The organism is Bradyrhizobium sp. URHA0013 (genome assembly GCF_000518345.1).
Lineage (GTDB): Bacteria > Pseudomonadota > Alphaproteobacteria > Rhizobiales > Xanthobacteraceae > Bradyrhizobium.
Window position 1 is genome coordinate 131880 of the sequence record NZ_KI912427.1, and the last position, 21237, is coordinate 153116.

Below are 21237 nucleotides of genomic sequence, written 5' to 3' on the forward strand. Positions count from 1 at the left end.
CTTGTGTCTCGCGATGCTAGACTTAGATTGAGCGAGAGACGTTCGGCAGAGGATTCGGCATGACTGATCAACGCATCACCTCCACTCCCATCGATCCCGTGAAGCTCGACCGGCTGGCCGAGGTTGCGGTGAAGGTGGGCCTGGGCTTGCGGCCCGGCCAGGATCTGCTCTTGACGGCGCCTGCGATCGCGTTGCCGCTGGTGCGGCGGATCGCCGTGCATGCCTACAAGGCCGGCGCCGGCATCGTGACGCCCATTCTCTCCGACGAAGAGATGACGCTGGCGCGCTACCGCCACGGCCACGACGACAGCTTCGATCGCGCCGCCAACTGGCTCTACGAGGGCATGGCCAAGGCGTTCTCGAACAACACCGCGCGTCTCGCCATCGTCGGCGACAATCCGATGCTGCTCTCGGGCGAAGATGCATCCAAGGTCGCGCGCGCCAGCAAGGCCAATTCCATGGCCTATCAGCCCGCGCTGGAAAAGATCGTCAATTTCGACACCAACTGGAACATCATTGCCTATCCGAGCCCGTCCTGGGCGAAGCAGGTCTTTCCGAACGATCCTGAAGAGGTCGCGATCGGCAAGCTTGCGGATGCGATCTTCGCGGCGTCCCGCGTCGATCGCGAGGACGCGCCGGCCAATTGGGCGAGCCACAACGCGGTGCTGCGCGAGCGCACCAACTGGCTCAACGGCCAGCGTTTCCGCGCGCTCCAGTATTCAGGACCGGGCACCGACCTCACGATCGGCCTCGCCGACGGCCATGAATGGGAGGGCGGCGCTTCGCTCTCCAAGAACGGCATCAGCTGCAACGCCAATATCCCGACCGAAGAGGTCTTCACCACGCCGCATTGCCGGCGCGTCTACGGCCATGTTGTGAGCTCGAAGCCGCTGTCCTACCAGGGCACGCTGATCGACAACATCGCGGTGCGCTTCGAGGACGGCAGGATCGTCGACGCCAAGGCTTCGCGCGGCGAGGAGGTACTGAACAAGGTGCTCGACACCGACGAGGGCGCGCGGCGTCTCGGCGAGGTGGCCCTGGTGCCGCACTCCTCGCCGATCTCGCAGAGCGGATTATTGTTCTACAACACGCTGTTCGACGAGAACGCGGCCTCGCACATCGCGCTCGGCCAGTGCTATTCGAAGTGCTTCGTCAACGGCGCGCAGCTCACGCCGCAGCAGATCGCGGCGCAGGGCGGCAACCAGAGCCTGATCCATATCGACTGGATGATCGGCTCGGCCGAGACCGACATCGACGGCATTCTGGCCGACGGCAGCAAAGTGCCGGTGTTTCGCAAGGGCGAATGGGCGAAGTAACGCGTCTTGCAGCCCATCCTTCGAGACGCCCGCTTCGCGGGCTCCTCAGGATGAGGTTTCTTCTTGCGGTGAGATATTAGACCCTCATGGTGAGGAGCGCCGTTCACGGCGCGTCTCTTTTCGCGATGATTCCCGCGCGGCCTTCCGATGAGACGTAGAGCACGTTCTGAGACCGCAGCAGCACGAACGCGCCGCCGGAGCCGTCACTGCCGATCTGCCGGGGGCTGTCGATTCCGTCGACCGTGAACCAGGGCTCCTCTTCGGTTGCGAAGGAGACATCGAGGCTGCCGAGCCAGGCGACGACCTCGCCTTGAGTTGCGAGAACCTCCGGGGTGAGGGGCATCGGCATGGCTCCTTTCAGATAGCTTCGCGCACTTTGTCGCACCCCGGAAAGGAAGGGTTCATGTGCGCGAAATTGCAGGGAAATTGCGACGTTAACCGTTTCGCGTCTGCAACTTGCGGCTGATTGTCGGCCCCTGCGTAAGAAAGAATTAAAAACCGGCTACTAGCGTTCCCGCCATCTTTGAACAATCCGGGCCGAGACCCGGCGGATCATATTTTATCCCCTGGGGAAGCAGATGTCGCGTACATTGATTGAAATCAGCAGTTGCAATGTAGACCTCGAGCTGCGGCCGATCGAACCGTCCTGGATCATCGAAGGCAATCCGGTGTCGCGCTCGCACATCCTGTCCACCAGCGCCGACGGCACCGCTTCGACCATCATCTGGGCCTGCACCGAAGGGCGCTTCAACTGGTACTACGATATCGACGAAACGATCATGATCATGGAAGGGTCGATCGTGCTCGAAAGCGACGGCATGCCGCCGAAGCGCTACGGCCCGGGCGACGTCATCTTCTTCCGCAACGGCGCGCATGCCAAATGGCATGTCGAAGGCCACGTCAAGAAGATCGCGTTCTGCCGCAAGACCAATCCCGTGATGATCGGCTTCCTGATCCGCGTCGTCAACAAGCTCAAGAAGATCTTCGTCTCCACCGGCGAGCGCCGTCCGGCCTCGCTGATGGGCGCCGGCTAGAGTTCAATCAGTTTCAAGGACGCTTCCCAGCGGTCACGACGGAACGGGGGCCGGGATCAAGATCCCGGCCCCTGTTCTCGTCATGACGGCAATCCTTTTTAAGGCAAATCGAGCCGGTAGAAGTTGCTCGCGGTCTGCGAGAACAACGCCGTCTTCTCGGTCTCGCTCAGGGGCGCCGCGATACGCTTGAAGGCGTTGAAGATCACCTGGTAGCTGCACTGGCCCTTGTCCGGCGGGAAGTTGCTCTCGAACATCGCGCGCTTGGGTCCAAACGCCTCGATGCAGGTCTCCACGTAAGGCCGCCACGCGGCGGCAAGCTCCTCGGATGACGGCGGCCTCTCGCGTAAATGGAAGTCGTAGCCGAGCAGGCACATCGCGAGCCCGCCGAGCTTCACCACCACGTTCTCGCATTTGGCGATCTCCTGGATCGACGCCCGCCATTGCGGAAACACCTCCTCGCGTCGCCCGGCAAAGCGGCCGATTCCGGCCGGGCCGCCGCAATGGTCGAGCACGATCCTGGTGTCGGGAAATGCGCGGGCGAGCTCGGTCAGCTCGCCGATCTGCGGATGGAACAGCCAGGCATCGAAGCTCAGATTCAGCGGCGCGAGACAGGCGAAGCCCCTGCGGAAGGTCGGGTCCTGCAGCAATCCCTGCGGCCGGTTCGCATACATGCCGGCGACAGCAGGATCCGGGTCCCAGGCCGAGGAATGCCGGATGCCGCGGAAGCGACCGTTGCCTGCCGCGATCTCGGCCTCCAGCACCGGCTTTGCGGCATCGCCGAGCAGCAGATTGACGTGGCTGACGATGCCGGCGCAAATCGCGGCCTTGCCGTAACCGCCGCTGGCGCTCATCGCGGCGACGCCATTGGCGAACTCGACTTCGCCGACCGGCCGGAATGCTTCTGGCCCGTACGCACGATACATCGAGCGGCAATCGACATAGACGGTGGCGAGGACGTTGTGGCCGGAGGCGATATCGGCCGCCATCTCCTCGATCAGATAGCGGTGCCCGCGATTCCAGAGATGGTGATGGGGATCGACGATCGGCCGTAAGGGATCGATGATCTCCTCCTGATGCAGCGCGAGCCAGTCCTCGCGCGGCTCGACGAATAACCCGCTCGTGTTGGTGGGCAGACCGCTTGCAGCCATGGGCGTGCGCTCCCCTTATGAATGCTTCTTGTTCGGGGAGCCTAGCACCTCGTCATCGCACACAGCAGCGCGCGTTGCGCAACCGCACCCGGCATCACGGGCACAGCGGCGCCGTCGTCAACCCTTGCGCCGCTTCGCCCTTACATCGACCACGAGCCGCCAATCGGTTGCGGTGGCCGGCTTGACCTCGCCGAGCCAATGGAAGAAATCCTCGGTGATTTCCGTAAAACTCCAGCGCGTCAGGTCGCCGGCTTCGGTCGTGCCTTCCTGCACGATGTCGGCATCGCGTGGCCGGCCGATCTGCTGGCGGAATATGCAGCGACCGGGATCGAACCAGGAAATCCGCCAGGCATCGATGGTCGGATCGTAGACCCGCAGCGTCGTGCCGTACCAATTGCCGGCGATCGGCAAGGCCGGGCTGCCGGCCGGGCGCGGAATGATCCAGACGTCCTGCACGGCGCGGCCCTCCAGCACCCAGCCGAAATGGATTTCGCCGGGCGCGATGTGTTTCGTTCCATCGGGTCCATGGGCGGTGATCTCGGCGTCCCAATCGCCGACGAAACGGCCGTAAAGCCGCAGCGCCGCCGCGTGCTCGGGGTTCGGTCCGTCCGCGTGCAATAATCTCGCTAAGTCGGTCATGTCGATCTCCTGTTGCGAGGAGATCAGCACGACCGGCCGGCAGCCGACTTGGAGAAAATTGCGCGGCGCCCGCCGTCAGGTCTTGTTGGGCGACAGATGCCCTATGCCAGGATTAGACTTTTCGTTCGTTGGTCGGCTCGTTGAACGTTCCGCAAGCCAAATGACGATCACGGAGACAATGACGAGACCCGCACCAAGCAGCATCATGCGCGAAAATGGCTCGTTCAGCACGACAGTGCCGAGCAGCACAGCGATCACCGGGTTGACGAAAGTGTAGGTCGACACCAACGAGGTCGAGACGTTTTCCAAAAGCCAGTTGTAGGCGACGAATCCGATCACGCTGCCAGCGATGATCAGCCAAAGCGCCGCTGCGAGCGAGACCAGCGAAACCTCGCTTGGCCTGAAGTTTCCGATCTCGCCTGTCAGCCAACTGATCGCGAACAACACGGTGCCGCCGATCGAAAGCTGGATGCCCGAAAGCAGGATAGCGGATGCCAGGCTCGACATGCTCCGGGACAAGACAGTCCCGGCCGACCATGACAAGGCCGCAGCCAGCAGCCAGACGACGGGAAGGATGCTGATGCCAGCCTGCTCGACGTTTTGCCACGCCACGAGTCCGACGCCGAAGAAGCCCGGCGCGAGAGCGAGCAGGGCGGGGGGCTTCGGTCGCTGATCGCCGGGGAACAAGACATCGATCAGCAGGATCCAGAACGGGATCGTGGCCAGCACGATGGCCGCGACGCCCGACGGAACCGATTGCTGCGCGAAGGCGAGTACGCCGTGGCAACCGACAAAGAACAGGAGCCCGCACAGGCTCGCCCTTATCCATGCCTGCGCGGATACGTTCGCGACCTCACCGGCACTCATGGCCAGCAACAAGATGCCGCCACAGAACGAACGTAACGCCATCAGCAGAAATGGCGGAATCGATTTCAGGCCCAAAGTGATGGCGAAGTAGGTGGAACCCCACAGCAGGTAAATGGCCGCAAATGAGCCTATGACCAGCAACCGTCTGCTCATGATTGCTCCGATCGTAACTGATCTCGAAGCAACCAAGTCGGAGGAGGCTGATGTGTTCCGGCTTCGCGCCTCACACCCCGTCGAGGATGATCACCGTCGGCTTCGACGGCAGCGCATCCCGGGACATCCGGAAACTTCGTTCCATGCGGCGATCGATCTCGAACTGCTGGCCGATGCGTTGCATGAAATCGTCGAGCGGGGTGGCGAAGCGGTGCATCGGCAGCACGACCGAGGCGCGCAGCCGCTTGGTGATCTCGGAGACGCCGTCGAGCGACATGGTATAGGTGCCGTCGATCGGCACCATCACGATGTCGAGCCGCCCGATCTGGGCAAAATGGCTGTCGTCGAGCTTGTGGTGAAGATGGCCGAGATGGCCGATGCAGAGGCCCGCGACCTCGAAGATGAAAATGGAGTTGCCGTCACGGATCATGTCGGCGCCGGAATCGTCGCCGAAATAGCGGCGGATGTCGGTCGTGACGTTGCGAATGAAGGTGTCGCCGATGCGCTCCGACACGATGGCCGGCTTGCCGTCCTCGCCCCAGCCATGCAGCACACGTGGAATGCGCTTGTCGGGATATAAAGAGTAGTGCGTGCTGTGGGCCCGGTTCATGGTGACGACATCGGGCAGCCGGCCCACCTGGTAGGCCCCGCTATAGTCGGTGGCGATGCGCAAGCCGCCGGGCGTGTCGATGAAATAGGTGGAATGGCCGGCATAGGTGATCTCGACCTCGGCCGCCGCCGCCGCCTGCTTGAACGCGACCGACATGAGGCGCGGCGCAGCATTGGCCATCGCCAGGCATTCGCTGCGCTGTGGCTGTTGGGCGAGGGCATGCGACAGAGTTGCGCCGAACAGCGCCAGAGCCACCGAAACCAGTCGCCGCATGAATCCATCCCCGATGACTTCAGGGGAAAGTCTAGCGTGCAATGCAACGCGTGGCCAACAGCGCGCGATCAACAGCGCGTCAGTGTCGCACCCTCACGCCGGCCCATTGTCATTACCGCCGCGGGCTGAACTTCCAGGTGATGGCGACGAGGCTCGCGGTGATCAGGCCGCTGACGAGACCGACGATGGGCAGCGTGAGCACTAGGGCAGCGCTGGCAGCCCAGCCGATCGAGGAGAACGCCTCGGCAAAGGTCGCAAGCCGCGACGAGGTCTGGCGGCGGCGAAATTGGCTGCGCCGGGCCTGCACCCGGAACCAGAGCTGGATTGCGGTGGCGGAGGCCGCGCTGACGATGACCGCACCGGCGCTGACCGCGGCCTGGAACGCCGAGGCGAAAGCGAGCGCCGCGATCAACGGGCAGAAGATGACGGCGATCGCGATCAGCACCACCTCGATCTTGGCGCGGACGACGCTCGACGGCGTCAATGGCGCGGTTGCAACCAGGTCGGGCGCGTCCTCGCCCGAGATCGTCAGCCAGGCAAGCCCGCCGGCGAGTTGTCCCGCCGCCATGACGATGACGGGCGTGATCAGCGTCAGTGCCGCGGAGCTGTCGGCAAAGTTGCGCCAGAGCAGCAGCGCCGGTGGCACCAGATAGAGCAGCTGCATCAGCGTCTGCGAGATCAGCCAGGGATCGCGCCAGAGCAGCGAAAACTCCTTGCGCCGCAGGGCATGCTGCCGCGATCCGCCACGAAACGGGCGCTCCTTCGCGCTGCGACGGCCGGACGCGCCATAGGCGGCGGCATCGATCGCCGTGTCTGCAAAGCGGCTCGAGAAGATCGCCATGACGCTTCCGAGTAGCACGAGCCCGAGTGCCAGGAGCAGCAGCAGCGCCTCGGTGTCCCCCATCGCCGCCCGTGCCGGCCACCACCAGATGCTGTCGGCATCGGGCGCGTAAGCGGCCAGGCTACCCGAAGTCAGGATGGTGAAGCGCGATAGCGTGCCGTAGGACATGATTGCCGCGACCTGGAGCGCGATCACGAAGCCGGCGCCGATGATCGCGGCGAGGATCTGGGCGACGAACCGTGTCCGCGCCGGACCGATCAGGCGGAACAGCAGGATAGTGACGGCGATCGCGACCGCTGCGGCCGACAGGCCCATGGCGACGACGACGCCGAACGCTGCGAGCCAGCGCGCGCCGCCCCCGAACACCAGCACGTCGATAAAAGGCGTCGAGAACAGCAGCGCCATCACCGTGACGGTGAGCGCGATCGCGGCGATGCGCACCGAGAACAGATTGGCCAGCGTCGCGGGTGAGGACATGATGAGGTCGAGATCGGCGCGGGCGTAAAACACCCGGGTCACTGATTCGATCGCCTGTGACAGCATCAGCGTCCAGGCGAGAAAAATCGTCGCCGAGATCACGATCAGCGAGGATTTGTCGAGCGGCAATTGCAGGTCGGCGAAGCGGCCGATCACCGCCCAGGCCGGCACGTGCAGCAGCGCCGCGAAGAACAGCAGGCCGATCACCGCGGCACGCGTTCGTTTGCGCCGCCCGCCGGTCATCATGGCGAGCCATTCGCGCCAGGCGAGCCGGAGCTCGTGGCGGGCGAACCAGGACAGCGCGGTGGCCGAGCTCATGCGGCTTCCTGCAGCGTCACCAGTGCGATGAAGAGATCTTCCAGGCTGGTATCGGCATGCCCGTTTTGCTGTCGCAGCTCAGTCAGCGTGCCCTCCGCAACCAGCCGGCCGGCTGCGATCACGCCGATGCGGTCGGCCATGCGTTCGGCGACCTCGAGGATATGCGTGGTCATGATGACGGTGCAGCCGGCGCGGACGCGCTCGCTGAGGAGTCCCTTGACATGGCGGGCGGAGACGGCGTCCAGTCCCGTCAGCGGCTCGTCGAGGATGATGAGGCGGGGATCGTGCACCAGGGCGCCGGCGAGGGCGACCTTCTGGCGCATGCCCTTGGAAAAACCCTCGCAGCGTTCGTGCCGGTGCGGCTCGAGCCCGAGCGAGTTCAGGAGCTCCGCGGCGACCGGTTCCGAGGCCGATGGTGCGATGCCCCACAGACCAGCCACGAATTCGAGATATTCGAGCGGTGTGAGCTTGTCATAGATCATGGGCTCGTCGGAGACCCACGCCATCACCTGCTTGGCGGCGACGGGGTTTTGGAGCGCATCGATGCCGAAGATGGAGACTGCGCCCGCATCGGGCCGCAAAAGGCCTGCAACCATGCGCAAAGTGGTGGTCTTGCCGGCGCCGTTGGGGCCGACCAGCGCATAGAATTCGCCGGCATGGATGGTGAGATCGAGGTTATCGACCGCCAGACGGTCAAAACGCTTCGTTAACCCCAGGACTTCGAGCGCCGAGTCGTCCCGCTTCATCACGGCCACACCTTGCGGTTTTGCATCGCTCGCGACCATGCCCCGAAGATGTTTCGGCACCGTGAATCGCGCTGCGGCAAATTCCGTCATCCGGACTGGACTAATGGCAAGTCACCGTTTGTTGACAGCGCTTGGCGGTTCAGGCTGAATTGGCGAAGGGACGAATGGCGCGAACGCAGCGAAACGACTGCGTAGCGACTGAACACAAGATGCGGCAAGGCGGTCGGGAAGAACCGCCGGTTGTATCGGGAGGATGCGCGACGATGCTGGATTTCGTTCAGCAGCTGGTCAGCGGTGTTGCGCTCGGCTGCGTCTACGGCCTGATCGCGCTCGGCTTCGTGCTCGTCTACAAGGCCACCGAGGTCGTCAATTTCGCCCAGGGCGATCTGATGATGCTGGGCGGCTTCTTTGCCTTCACCTTCATCGGCATGATGGGGCTGAACTACTGGATCGGCTTTGCCGGCGCGGTGGCGGCGATGGCGCTGTTCGGCATGCTGGCCGAGCGCGTGGTGGTGCGGCCGATCCTCGGCTATCCGCAATTCTCCATCATCATGGCCACCATTGGGCTCGGCTATTTCCTGCGCTCGGTCTCCGGCATGATCTGGGGCACCGACGATTTCAAGATCGACACGCCGTTCAGCCAGGGCGTGCTGCGGATCGGTTCGCTGGTGCTCGCCCATGACAAGCTCTCGGTGATCGCGGCGACGGTCATCCTCTGCGCGCTGCTCTGGCTGTTCTTCAACAAGACCACGCTCGGCACCGCGATGCGCGCCAGTTCCGAGAACATGCTGGCGGCCTATTACATGGGCATCCCGGTCAAGCGCGTGGTGTCGATCGTCTGGGCGATCAGCGCGGCGGTTGCGACCTGCGCCGGCGTGCTGCTGGCGCCGATCACCTTCATCCATTCCAATGTCGGTCTGGTGCTGGGCCTGAAAGCGTTTCCGGCCGCCGTGCTCGGCGGCTTCGGCTCGATCCCCGGCGCCGTCGTCGGCGGCGTTCTGATCGGCGTCATCGAGAGCATGGCCGGCTTCTATCTGGCCGAGGGCTGGAAGGACGTCGCGCCCTATATCGTGCTGCTCGCCGTGCTCTTGCTCAAGCCCGAAGGCCTGTTCGGCCTTCACGTCCGCAAGAAGGTCTGAACGCATGCGCTTCCTGTTCAAGACCGACTACGAGGACGACATCAGGCTGTTTCCGCATTCGGGCTATTGCGTCTCGTACGGTCTCCTGCTGGCCGTGCTGCTGATCGCGCCTTATGTGCTCTCCAGCTATCTGATGAGCCAGCTTGTCTTCGTCTGCATCTACGCGACCGTCGGCGTGGCGCTGCTGATTTTGACCGGTTTCACCGGGCAGGCCTCGCTCGGGCATGCGGCGTTTCTCGCGATCGGTGCGTATACGGCGGCCTATCTGCAGAAATACGGTGTGCCGTTCCCGGTCTACTTTCTCGCCGCCGGGCTCCTGACCGGGCTGATCGGTGCGCTGGTCGGATTCCCCGCGCTGCGGCTGCAAGGCATTTATCTCGTCATCGCCACCATCTCCTTCGCCTTCATCGTCGAGGAGATTCTGGCGCGTTGGGAGAGCGTCACCAACGGCAACGAGGGCATGCGGATCAAGGCGGTGTCGCTGTTTGGGGTTGCAGTCTCGCGCGACAGCCCCACTTTCTATTTCCTCTGCCTCGCGGTGCTGGTGCTGACCATCGTCGGTACGCTCAACCTGTTGCGCTCGCCCACCGGGCGCGCCTTCGTCGCAATCCGCGACAGCGAGACCGCGGCGCGCAGCATGGGCGTCAATGTCGCACTCTACAAAGTGAAGTCCTTTGCGATCTCCGCGGCGATCACCGGCTTCGCCGGCGTGTTGTTCGCGCACAAGCTCTCCTTCATCTCGCCGGAGATGTTCACGCTCCAACTCTCGATCGAGTTCATCATCGTAATCCTGATCGGCGGCACCTTCAGCCTGCACGGCGCGGTGCTGGGGGCGATCTTCATCGTGATGATCGATCCGTTCCTGACCTACCTCAAGGACGACATGCCCGGCATCATCGCCGGCATTGCCGCGACCTTCGGAGCGGGCACGCAGACCGCCGCCAATGTCCAGTCCAAGGTCGCGGCCTTTGCTTCACTCAACGGCCTGAAAGGCGCGATCTACGGCATCATCATCGTATTGTTCGTGCTGTTCGAGCCGCTCGGGCTTTACGGCCGCTGGCTCAAGATCAAACTCTTCTTCCAGCTGTTCCCGCTCTACAAACGCGCCACCTTCAAGCGGCAGAAGATCTACGTGAAGTCGGAGCGCAACCGATGAGCTATTTTCGCGCCGAGAGCTTGTCGCTGCATTTCGGCGGGCTGAAGGCCGTCGATGCGGTGTCGTTCGCGGTCGAGAGGGGCGAGATCCTCTCGATCATCGGGCCGAACGGCGCCGGCAAGAGCTCGATTTTCAACCTGATTTCGCGGATCTACCGGCCGACCTCCGGCCGCATCTTCTTCGAGGATCAGGACATCACGGAGCAGCCGCCCCACGACATCGCAAGGCTCGGCATCGCCCGCACGTTCCAGAACATCGAGCTGTTCGAGAACGCGACGGTGCTTTCGAACCTGCTGGTCGGACGCCACCGGCATTCGACCACGCAGCTTTGGCAGGAACTGTTGTTCCTACCGGGCGTACGGGCCGACGAGAAGGTGCATCGCCGCAGGGTCGAGCAGGTCATCGAATTCCTCGATCTCGAACCCTACCGCGACAAGCTGATCTCGGGTCTGCCTTACGGCGTGCGCAAGGTGATCGAGCTGGCGCGCGCACTATGCTCGGAGCCGAAGCTGATCCTGCTCGACGAGCCGTCCTCCGGCCTCAACGTGGAGGAGACCGACGACATGTCGTTCTGGATCCGCGACCTCAAGAGCGAGCTCGGCGTCACCGTGCTCATGGTCGAGCACGACATGTCACTGGTCAACCGCGTCTCCGACCGCGTCATCGCCCTGAACTACGGCCGGGTGCTGGCGATGGGCTCGCCATCCGAAGTGCAACAGCACCCCGATGTCGTCGCCGCCTATCTGGGAGCCTGACGCGATGGATGCCGTGGTGACACCAGACATCATCCTGAAACTCTCCAACATCGAGAGCTATTACGGGCCGATCATGGCGATCCGCGGCATCTCGCTCGAAGTGCCGCGCGGCCGCATCGTCACGCTGCTGGGCGCCAACGGCGCCGGCAAGACCACGGTGCTCAAGACGATCTCGGGCATTCTCGATCCGCAGAAGGGCGCCATCGAGTTCATGGGCAAGTCGATCCAGCGCATGGAGGCGGACAGGATCGTGCGGCTGGGTCTCAGCCATGTGCCGGAGGGACGCGAGGTGTTCCCGTTCCTCTCCGTGCGCGAGAACCTGATGATGGGCGCCTATCCGCGCAAGGATCGTGATGGCGTCGCGGACGATCTGGAGCGCGTCTATGGCTATTTCCCGCGGCTGAAGGAGCGCATCAACCAGCCGGCCGGACAGCTCTCCGGCGGCGAGCAGCAGATGCTCGCAATCGGCCGCGCGCTGATGAACCGGCCGACGCTGTTGCTGCTCGACGAGCCCTCGCTCGGGCTGTCGCCGATCCTGGTGAAGGAAATCTTCGCTATCATACGCCGCGTCAACGAGGAGCAGGGCATGTCGATCCTGCTGGTCGAGCAGAACGCCAAGGTGGCGCTGGAGACGGCGCATTATGGCTATGTGCTGGAGATCGGCCGGATCGTGATGAACGACAGCTGCGACCGTTTGATGCATTCGAAGGACATCCAGGAATTCTACCTTGGCGCCAAGGAAGCGGGCGCACGAGGCGAGCGGCGCTGGAAAAAGAAGAAGACTTGGCGTTGAAGCAAGACTTGGCGTTGAAGCAAGCCTTGGCGTTGAAGCAAGAATTGGCGTTAGATCGGGAGACCCGTCCGAAACAATAGACCGCCGGCAAGGCAGGCAGCGGGGGGAACGCGACAAGGAGGAGACGTGAATGGCCCGACCGGCGGTGCTGACGGTCGCTGACACGATCGCGAAAAGCTTTTTGCGCGCCGCGGAAACGCGGGGCGACAGGCCGGCTATACGCGAGAAGAAATTCGGGATCTGGCAGCCGACCAGCTGGCGCGAATGGCTGGAGATCTCGAAGGAGATCGCCTACGCTCTGCACGCCATCGACTTCAGGCCCGGCGACGTTGCTTCCATCATCGCCAACGCCGTGCCGGAATGGGTCCATGTCGACATGGGCATTCTGTGCGCCGGCGGCGTCTCTTCCGGGATCTATCCGACCGATGCCTCATCCCAGGTCGAATATCTCGTCAACGATTCCCGGACGAATGTGATCTTCGCCGAGGACGAGGAGCAGCTCGACAAGGTCCTGGCCTGTCGCGCACGCTGTCCCTCTCTGCGAAAGATCATCGTGTTCGACATGGAGGGCCTCAGCGGCTTCTCCGACGACATGGTGATGTCGCTCGACGAGTTCCGCGCGCTCGGGCGCAACCACATGGCCGGCCGTGACGCGCTATGGCAGGAAATGGTCGACAGTCGTAGTGCGAGCGATCTCGCGGTCCTCGTCTATACATCCGGCACCACGGGCCCTCCCAAGGGCGCCATGCATGCCAATCGCAGCGTCACGCACCAGATGCGGCACGCTAACGATTTCATTCCGGCGCGCGAGAACGAGGACCGGCTGATCTTCCTGCCGCTCTGCCACGTCGCCGAACGGATTGGCGGCTATTACATCTCGGTCGCGCTCGGCTCGGTGATGAATTTTGCCGAGAGTCCGGAGACCGTGCCGGACAATCTGCGCGAGGTGCAGCCGACCATCTTCCTCGCGGTGCCGCGGATCTGGGAGAAATTCTATTCCGCGATCACTATCGCCCTAAAGGACGCGACGCCGCTGCAGCAATGGGTCTACCGCCGCGCCATCGATATCGGCTATCGCATGGTCGATTGCAGGATCGAAGGGAAACCGCCGCCGCTGTCGTTGCGTATCGCGAACGGCATCGCTTATCGGCTCGCATTCCGCAACATTCGCCGCATGATCGGGCTCGACCGTTGCCGCATCGCCTTCACCGGCGCGGCGCCGATCGCGCCGGAGCTGATCCGCTGGTATCTCGCGCTCGGCATCGACATTCATGAGGTCTACGGCCAGACCGAGAATTGCGGGGTCGCCACCATGATGCCGGCGGAGCGGATCAAGCTCGGCTCGGTCGGCAAGGCGGTGTCGTGGGGTGAAGTGGCGCTGTCGCCCGACGGGGAGATCCTGATCAGGGGCGACTTCCTGTTCATGGGCTATCTGAACCAGCCGGAGAGGACAGCAGAGACCATCGACCATCGCGGCTGGTTGCATACCGGTGACGTCGGCACCATCGACAATGAGGGCTTCGTCCGCATCACCGACCGGATGAAGGACATCATCATCACCTCGGGCGGCAAGAACATCACGCCGTCCGAGATCGAGAATCAGCTGAAATTCTCGCCCTACATCTCGGATTCCGTGGTGATCGGCGACAAGCGGCCATACCTCACCTGCCTCGTGATGATCGACCAGGAGAATGTCGAGAAGTTCGCGCAGGACCACGACATCCCCTTCACCAATTATGCCAGCCTGTGCCGCGCGGCGGAGATCCAGGACCTGATCTGGCGCGAGATCGAAGCGGTCAATGCCAATTTCGCCCGCGTCGAGACCATCAAGAGATTCTATCTGATCGAACGGCAACTCACTCCGGAGGACGAGGAGCTGACGCCGACCATGAAGCTGAAGCGCGGCTTCGTAAACAAGCGCTATGCCGCCGAGATCGACGCAATGTATCCGACGCGGGCGGTGGCTTGAACAATCCTGTTTGAATAACAGCGAAGGAGTGATGGCCCCACCCTTCGCATCATAAGGGCCCCAAGGAGAGGAGACGTCAATGTCGAGATCGTTGAGAACGTTCGGCTTTGCGGCAGGCGCGGTGGTGCTCACCTGTTTGCCTGCCGCGGCGCAGACCAAGGTCACCAATGAAGGCATCTCGGCCTCCGAGATCGTCATCGGCACCCATCAGGATCTGTCGGGGCCGATCAAGGTCTGGGGCGTGCCGGTCTCCAACGGCATGAAGATGGCGGTCGAGGAAATCAACGCGGCCGGCGGCATCAATGGCCGCAAGATCAGGATGATCCTCGAGGACAACGGCTACGATCCGAAGAAGGGCGTGCTGGCGTCCCAGAAGATGGTCGAGCGCGACAAGATATTTGCAATGATCGGCTCGATGGGATCGGCGCCGACGCTCGCCGCGCAGGATATCCTGTTCGATGCCGGCGTGCTCCAGCTCTTCCCGCTGACCGCCGCCGAGTTCACCTTCAAATTCGACCCGGCCAAGCCGCAGGAGCGGCTGAAGTTCAACAACCTCTTGCCCTATGTCGAGAGCACACGCGCCGCGCTGAAATACATGGTGGAGTGGAAGAACTTCCAGAAGCCCTGCATCATGCATCAGGATGACGAGTACGGAAAGAACGTGCTCGACGGCTTCACCCAGCAATTGACGGCCATGAAGCTGCAGCCGGCATCGGTGACGAGCTACAAGCGCGGCGCCTCCGATTTCAGCGCGCAGATCGCCAAAATGAAGTCCGACGGCTGCGACCTCGTCGTGCTCGGCACCGTAATCCGCGAGACCATCGGAGCGATGACAGAGGCGAAGAAGCTCGGTTGGGACGTTACTTTCCTGGGGGCGACGCCGACCAACGTGCTGGAAGTGCCGGCGCTCGGCAAGGACGCCGTCGAGGGCCTCTATGCGGCGAGCGGCTTCGAGATCCCCTACGAGGACACCGCCAAGGGCAAGGTCCACGACTGGCTCATCAACTACAAGAAGATGTTCAACACCGATGCCAACACCCAGGCGATCATCGGCTACAACGCGGTGACGACGTTTGCGTTCTACGCCAACAAGGCGGGCAAGGATCTGACCGGGCAGAAGATGCTGGACGCGCTGGAATCGGGCGACAAATTCCTCGACATCTTCAACTCGCCGCCCACCAAATTCTCCAAGACCGACCACCTCGCCAACACCATCACCCAGGTGCAGCAGGTCAAGGGCGGCCGCTGGGTTCTGGTGAAGGACAATCTGATGTTTTGATTTCTTCGCCTCTCCCCGCAGGCGGGGAGAGGCCGGAATTTACGCAGCAAATTCCGGGTGAGGGGGCTCTCCGCGAGTCTAACGTCACCGGATTCGCTGAAGCAGCCCCTCACCCCAACCCTCTCAGCGCCAGCGAAGCTCGTCGCGCCCCCGTAAGAACGGGGAGAGGGAGAGTACACAGCCCTACGATCCCCCACCGGCGGTGCCTGAATTCACCGGGGCCAGTTCGTCTTCCCGGCAGCGCCAGCCGTCGGCAGCTTTCACAAACGCAAAGGTGCGCTGGATCCGCAGGCGGCGTGTGACGTTGAAGGCGTCTGCGGAGCGCTCCTTGTTGCCGACGCCAGGCTGCGGACGACCCGTTGTGGCGTTCCAGCAGGTGCCAGTGCACGTCGTGGCGATCTTGCTGCAGGTGGCGAAGGGTGCCAGCACGGCCATCTCGATTTCGCCCGTGACCTGCGCCTCCTGCTCGCCCACCTGGCTGTCGAGCGCGTAGACGCGGTTGATGCGGAGGAAGTTGCCGCAGGAATTGGCCGCGTGGATTCGCGCGGCGCAGAAATCGATGGCATCGGTGTCGGGCGCGCGGGCTGCGACCTGCCGGCCAAACACCTTCTTCGGATCGCCTTTCGCCGCGCCAATCTCGTCGGCCTTGTGCTTCAGATAGCCGGCGAGACAGTCCTCCGCGGACTCGAGCTCCCCGAGCGGCACGTTCTCCTTGCCGACCAGATTGCATTTGCGATCGCGCTCCCGCGTCCACCGGCCATATTCGGCGAAGGCAAAGCGGGCCGCGGTCGGATCGAGCTTGCCGATCAGGCCGAGAACCTGGCTGTTCAACTCGGTCTCGGCAAGGGCCAGCGAAGGGTCCGCGCAGATCAGCGCGCCCGCGGCGGTGTTGGCGGCGAGACAGTCGAAATCCGGATCGCGTACGATCGCGGCGCGCTCATCGGTCACCTTGAGAAGACATGCCTTCACCCGGTCGAAATCGTCAGTGCGGATCGCGGTCTGGCCGACGATGCCGCAACCGAGGTTGCGCTGGCGAACCCAGATCGCGTTCTCCTCGATCCCAGGCAGGCGATCGGGCAGGCGGGCAAGCCGCGCCTCGATTCCCGTACTCAGCTTCTCGGCGGCGGCGGCAAGCTCTGCATCACCGCAGAACAATTGATTACCGGGATCGCGGATCTGCTGGCAGTTGTTCCTGGCGAACAGCGGCAGCCTGTCGGCGACGGAGCGGTCGGACGGGCTGGATTGCGCGAAGCCTGGAGCCGCCGGCAAGGCCAGTAGCGCAAGCATAGTCAGCACGATGAACCGCATTCCAGTCGCCCCCGCATAGCCGCGGCCATGCTAGCGTCCTGGATCGCGCTGTGGAATGGGTTTGTGGGTAAGCGTACTTTGTGCTGGTAGCCCGGATGGAGCGCAGCGCAATCCGGGATTCGTGCGACAGGCGGCAGCGGCCCCGGATTTCGCGGAGCCCGTCGTCGGGCGGCGCTGTGCGCCGACCCGGCGGCTCCACCCCGGCCTATAAGAAAATCAACGCGCCTCGGCGGCGACCATCGAGAACCGCACGGGTTCGTCGACATATTTCAGCACGGCCGACTGGTAGAGGACGAACAACGGCTGATAGCTCCGCGCAGCGTCGTCCTCGACCATTGCCATGCGGCGGTTGTCGAGCATCAGCCAGTGGCCGTCGAGCCGTGCAGCGGCAACCGCATGCTCTTCGCCGGCGCGGATGTCGCGCACGACGACGATGCGGAGATCTTCGGCGGCGACGCCCGCGAGCTTAAGGGCGGCGAGCTTGGCAATGGCATAGTCCTCGCAGTCCCCAGCGCCACGCGCGAAAGTCGCGAGCGGCGAGCTCCAGACGTCCTCGGAACCGTCATCGGCGGCACGGATGGCGAGGTTGATCGCGCGATTGGTTTCGCCCAGCAGAGCGCGGCCGTCACGGCTGCGGGCCTGGTCGACGATGGCGAGCAGTTTCAGCGCAGCAGGCGACGCGCAATTGTCCCGGTCGCCGTCGCACAGCGCGAGCTGCACCATGTCATCGTCGAGCCTGGACCTCAGCGCGAGCCATTTCTGTTGCAGGCTGCCGGCGGAGATAGCGAAGGCGAACACGCCGAACGGCTCGGCGGATTTGCGCACGAGGACGCCGGCCCCCGGCGACAGTAGTGTTCCAGCGCGAAGCTCGGCGGCCGATCCGAGCAGGATCAATCCGCACAGCACAACGATTGCGCGCCAAGCGCGCGAGCGAGCAGCAGTCTCCATCTGACATCCCCTTCCTGCTTCGCCAGGTCCCCCTCGACCTGCACGTGCCGGGCTTTGTTGCTTTCGCGGAGATAGTGCGAGGCCGCCGGTTTTGTTCTGCTTAACGCGCCCGGCTGGGGTCCCAAAACCGGGCAACAGGCTGAAATGGGCCTGCTCAAATTGCGTAAAATTTTACGATTCGCCGGCTAGGAGGGCGGCAGTTGCCGCGAAGAAGGACCAATTGCAGGCACAAGTTGTCGTGGAACTGATTCTGCGCCTTATGGCTAACGGCTCGCTATTTCACGGCTTCTGTTAGTTGGATCACAGATTTGGCCCCGTATTTGCCGCAGGGTGCTGCGGGGATCCACGAACAAAAGATGACAGAAGTATCTATTGTAGGATTTCTACAATGGAATACATGGGGTTACTGGAGATGAGCGAAAATAAGCGCTACTTTACTTATGAGTATTTCAAAAATTACTTTGGCTTCTCTGCAGGCGCCCAGCCGCCTGAGAGCATCGACCGCTTGGTGATGCCTAATCACACAAGCAATAGGTGGTTTCGCTAAGGACTTGGTAATGATATGCAAGTTTAGGCGAGCGATACTTACTTAGATTTTAACTCCTTTTTTGGTGCCCGGATTGAATTACGCTGGCAAATTTGACGCCGCGATTTCCTTGGACGGCTTGGGTTCCCGATCGCCCGCCGATGGCCACGTCGATTCCTTTACCGCCAAGGCGCACGGTCACGTGCCTGATGGCGCGTTCGTCGTTCCCGACCCGAACCTGATCTTCAACGGCGATTTCAAGCGCGCCGGCCTCGACCTCGTGCTGTCCCATGATGGGCACGATTTCGTCGTTCACGATTATTTCAGGGGCGACAAGCGCGCGGCGATCGCCTCGCCCGACGGCGCGCACCTCACCGGCGACGTCGTCAACGCACTCACCGGCCATGTGCAATATGCGCAGGCCGCCTCCGGAATTGCCGCCGCGCAGGTCATCGGCCACGTCACCAAGCTCTCCGGCAGCGCGACCGCGGTCCGTAACGGCGTCTCCGTCATCCTGAACAACGGCGACAACGTCGAGAAGGGCGACGTGGTCTCGACCGGTGGCGATTCGACGCTCGGCATCACGTTCATCGACGGCACGGTGTTCGGCCTGTCCTCCAATGCGCGGATGGTGCTGAACGAGATGGTCTACGACCCCAACGGGTCGAACAATTCCTCGCTGCTCAGTCTGGTCGCGGGCACCATCACTTTCGTTGCCGGCGAGACCGCCAAGCACGGCGACATGAAGGTCGACACGCCGGTCGCCACCATGGGCATCCGTGGCACGGCGGTGCTGAGCCAGATCAATTTCGTCGTTCCCGCCGGCGGCGGCGATCCGCAGCCGCAGGCGAGCTTCCAGGTGCTGGTCGAGCCGAACGGCACGACGGGCTCCTACATCCTGTTCGACAAGGTCACGCTGCTGCCGATCGCGACGGTCAACCAGGCCGGCCAGATGATCCAGATCAGCGGCGGCAACGTCTCGATCTCCAATGCCCTGATGTCGCCGGACATCCAGAAGCTGATCACGGACGTGTTCACGCTGAAGTTCACGGACAACAACAGCAACACCAAGCTGACCCAGAACTTCACCGACTCGATCACGCAGACCGGCAACATCGTCTTCATCAAGACGGATACCGGTGCCACCGCGACCGCGACCTTCACGCATCTCCCTGAGCCGACATCGCCGGGGACCGGCCATGATCCGGCGACCAGCACCCGCATTCCCGGCCCGCCCCTTGCGCGCAGCCTCGATCTCAACGGCAATGTGCAGAAGGCGTTCCCGCTGACCGAGCGCGCGGACACGACCGGCGACACAACCCATTACGATACCATCTCCGGCCTGATCACCTTCGACGACCAGAACCTGGGCGACCGGCCGACTGTGAGCATGAGCGTCGCCGACGCGCCCAACTACGTCTACAAGGACGCCGGGCTGCACGATGTCACCGGATCGCTCACCGCGCTCCAGAAGCAGGACATTGCTGCGACGCTGATCAACATCGACGTGGTCGCCAATGGCGGCAACACCAACCACGGCTCGGCGGTCTGGACCTACACGATTCCCGACCACGTCTTCGACTTTCTCGCGGCGGGTGAGACGCTGACGCTGACCTACAAGGTCCGCGTCAACAATAATTTCTCGGTCAATCCCGAAGCGTCGACCATCGACATCACCATCACGATCACCGGCACCAACGACAAGCCGGTGATCACCACCAGCGTTCCGGTCATCATCTTCGAAGGCGGCACCAGCGTGCCGGGTGGCCCGCTCACCAGCGAGGTGCCGACTTCGGGCACGCTGACCTTCAAGGATGTCGACCTCACCGACACCCACACGGTCGCGGTCAAGCTGACCAGCGCGACCCTGCCTGACGGTAGCGTTCCGCCGGGCCCGCTCGCGGCGTTCCAGAGCGCGATGTCGGTCGCGATCGCGGCGGGCGCCGACAGCAAGGGCAGCGGCACCGGCACCATCAATTGGTCGCTGGCTGACCTGCCGGTCTATCTCGCCGACTTCATCCCCAAGGGTGAAGTGCTGACGCTGGTCTACACCGTGACGCTCAAGGACGCGCAAGGCGCCACTTCGCAGCAGACCATCACCGTCACGATCACCGGCACCGACGCTCCCGCCGTGGTGTGGATCGCCACCGACCATGCCGGCGCTCCCTCCGGCGGCTTCTGGAAGGACGCGGCCAACTGGGAAACCGGCACGGTCCCCACCATCAATGACGACGTCATCGTCATCACGGATCAATTGCACGGGCTGACGCCGTCCTATCCGGTGACGATCGACGCGGCTGCCTATGCCAAGTCGATCACGATGAACGACTACGACACCACGGTCGGCCACACGGCACCGGAGGTCATCAACAAGAGTGCGTTGACGATTGCGGGCGAGGTCAGCCTCAAGGCCGATTCGAAGCTCACCAATTTCACGGCAAGCACGATCTCGGTTGGCGGCAAGGCCGAGTTCCTGGACAGTAGCGTGCTCACCAACGCCGGCGATCTGACGCTCAAGGGCGGCGGCGATTTCGCCGAGGGCACCACGATCACCAATTCCGGCACGATCGAGCTGTTCGGCGGCACGCTGAAGACGCTCGCCGGAATTAACAATGCCGGCGGCACGCTGAAGGCGGATGCCGGCACGACGCTGATCGTCGACACCGCCACCATCAGCGGCGGCACGGTCACCATCGCCGGCACGCTGGAACTCGACGGCAGCAGCGTCCTCAAGGACGGCACGCTGAACAATTCAGGAGCCGTCAACGTCAAGGGCACCGCGGATTTCGCCCATGAGACCGTCTCCAACACCTCCGGCGGCACGATCAAGGTGCTGGCGAATGGCTGGCTGACGATCGACCAGGGCTCGACGGTTGCGAATGCCGGCAACGTCACGGTCGATGCCAACGGCAAGCTGACGGTGAACGGGGCCACGATCAGCG

18 protein-coding genes are annotated in these 21237 nt (G+C 63.1%); 9 read left to right on the forward strand and 9 right to left on the reverse strand.

Annotated elements, in window-relative coordinates; genetic code table 11:
- The first annotated feature begins 59 nt into the window (after window positions 1–59).
- Window positions 60–1316 (forward strand): aminopeptidase, encoded by a 1257-nt coding sequence (locus tag N551_RS0130040; RefSeq protein WP_027570071.1) that lies wholly within the window; start codon window positions 60–62, stop codon window positions 1314–1316.
- A 103-nt stretch (window positions 1317–1419) separates the two neighbouring features.
- Here N551_RS0130040 and N551_RS36405 read toward each other — a convergent pair whose 3' ends face one another.
- Window positions 1420–1659: a hypothetical protein gene (locus N551_RS36405; RefSeq protein WP_245287877.1), complete on the reverse strand. Its 240-nt coding sequence runs from the start codon at window positions 1657–1659 to the stop codon at window positions 1420–1422.
- Window positions 1660–1894: 235 nt separating this feature from the next.
- Here N551_RS36405 and N551_RS0130050 point away from each other — a divergent pair, with 235 nt between their 5' ends.
- Window positions 1895–2350, forward strand: a complete 456-nt coding sequence (locus tag N551_RS0130050; protein ID WP_027570072.1) for a cupin domain-containing protein — start codon at window positions 1895–1897, stop codon at window positions 2348–2350.
- Between the two features lie 98 nt (window positions 2351–2448).
- Here N551_RS0130050 and N551_RS0130055 read toward each other — a convergent pair whose 3' ends face one another.
- From N551_RS0130055 to N551_RS0130080, 6 genes are all read right to left on the reverse strand, one after another.
- Complete coding sequence (locus N551_RS0130055) at window positions 2449–3498, reverse strand: amidohydrolase (protein ID WP_027570073.1); 1050 nt, start codon at window positions 3496–3498, stop codon at window positions 2449–2451.
- A 117-nt stretch (window positions 3499–3615) separates the two neighbouring features.
- The gene (locus N551_RS0130060; RefSeq protein WP_027570074.1) at window positions 3616–4137 is read right to left on the reverse strand and encodes a hypothetical protein; all 522 of its coding nucleotides are present in this window, start codon (window positions 4135–4137) and stop codon (window positions 3616–3618) included.
- Window positions 4138–4212: 75 nt separating this feature from the next.
- Complete coding sequence (locus N551_RS0130065) at window positions 4213–5157, reverse strand: EamA family transporter (RefSeq protein ID WP_027570075.1); 945 nt, start codon at window positions 5155–5157, stop codon at window positions 4213–4215.
- A gap of 70 nt (window positions 5158–5227) precedes the next feature.
- Window positions 5228–6040: an MBL fold metallo-hydrolase gene (locus tag N551_RS0130070; protein ID WP_027570076.1), complete on the reverse strand. Its 813-nt coding sequence runs from the start codon at window positions 6038–6040 to the stop codon at window positions 5228–5230.
- A gap of 112 nt (window positions 6041–6152) precedes the next feature.
- The gene (locus N551_RS0130075) at window positions 6153–7676 is read right to left on the reverse strand and encodes a hypothetical protein (protein WP_027570077.1); all 1524 of its coding nucleotides are present in this window, start codon (window positions 7674–7676) and stop codon (window positions 6153–6155) included.
- Complete coding sequence (locus tag N551_RS0130080) at window positions 7673–8422, reverse strand: ABC transporter ATP-binding protein (RefSeq protein WP_027570078.1); 750 nt, start codon at window positions 8420–8422, stop codon at window positions 7673–7675. Before N551_RS0130080 ends, N551_RS0130075 begins: the two co-directional genes overlap by 4 nt.
- A gap of 263 nt (window positions 8423–8685) precedes the next feature.
- On the opposite strand from N551_RS0130080, the gene N551_RS0130085 reads away from it, so the two are divergent.
- From N551_RS0130085 to N551_RS0130110, 6 genes are all read left to right on the forward strand, one after another.
- Window positions 8686–9561, forward strand: a complete 876-nt coding sequence (locus N551_RS0130085) for a branched-chain amino acid ABC transporter permease (RefSeq protein ID WP_027570079.1) — start codon at window positions 8686–8688, stop codon at window positions 9559–9561.
- A 4-nt stretch (window positions 9562–9565) separates the two neighbouring features.
- Window positions 9566–10717, forward strand: a complete 1152-nt coding sequence (locus tag N551_RS0130090; RefSeq protein ID WP_027570080.1) for a branched-chain amino acid ABC transporter permease — start codon at window positions 9566–9568, stop codon at window positions 10715–10717.
- Window positions 10714–11472: an ABC transporter ATP-binding protein gene (locus N551_RS0130095; RefSeq protein ID WP_027570081.1), complete on the forward strand. Its 759-nt coding sequence runs from the start codon at window positions 10714–10716 to the stop codon at window positions 11470–11472. Before N551_RS0130090 ends, N551_RS0130095 begins: the two co-directional genes overlap by 4 nt.
- Before the next feature lie 4 nt (window positions 11473–11476).
- Window positions 11477–12265, forward strand: coding sequence for an ABC transporter ATP-binding protein (locus N551_RS0130100; protein WP_027570082.1), 789 nt, complete (start codon window positions 11477–11479; stop codon window positions 12263–12265).
- Between the two features lie 130 nt (window positions 12266–12395).
- Window positions 12396–14234, forward strand: a complete 1839-nt coding sequence (locus N551_RS0130105) for a long-chain fatty acid--CoA ligase (protein ID WP_027570083.1) — start codon at window positions 12396–12398, stop codon at window positions 14232–14234.
- A gap of 79 nt (window positions 14235–14313) precedes the next feature.
- On the forward strand, window positions 14314–15513 hold the full coding sequence (locus tag N551_RS0130110; RefSeq protein ID WP_027570084.1) for an ABC transporter substrate-binding protein: 1200 nt from the start codon (window positions 14314–14316) through the stop codon (window positions 15511–15513).
- A gap of 183 nt (window positions 15514–15696) precedes the next feature.
- Here N551_RS0130110 and N551_RS0130115 read toward each other — a convergent pair whose 3' ends face one another.
- Entirely contained in the window at window positions 15697–16821 is a 1125-nt protein-coding gene (locus N551_RS0130115) for a lysozyme inhibitor LprI family protein (protein ID WP_027570085.1), read from the reverse strand.
- Window positions 16822–17037: 216 nt separating this feature from the next.
- Window positions 17038–17769 carry a transglutaminase-like cysteine peptidase gene (locus tag N551_RS0130120; protein ID WP_027570086.1) on the reverse strand — a complete coding sequence of 244 codons (732 nt, stop codon included), beginning with the start codon at window positions 17767–17769 and terminating at the stop codon, window positions 17038–17040.
- A 620-nt stretch (window positions 17770–18389) separates the two neighbouring features.
- Between N551_RS0130120 and N551_RS36410 the strand changes: the two genes are divergently transcribed.
- Window positions 18390–21237, forward strand: a 2848-nt coding sequence (locus N551_RS36410) for a VCBS domain-containing protein (RefSeq protein ID WP_035963327.1), incomplete at its 3' end; no start/stop codon positions are given.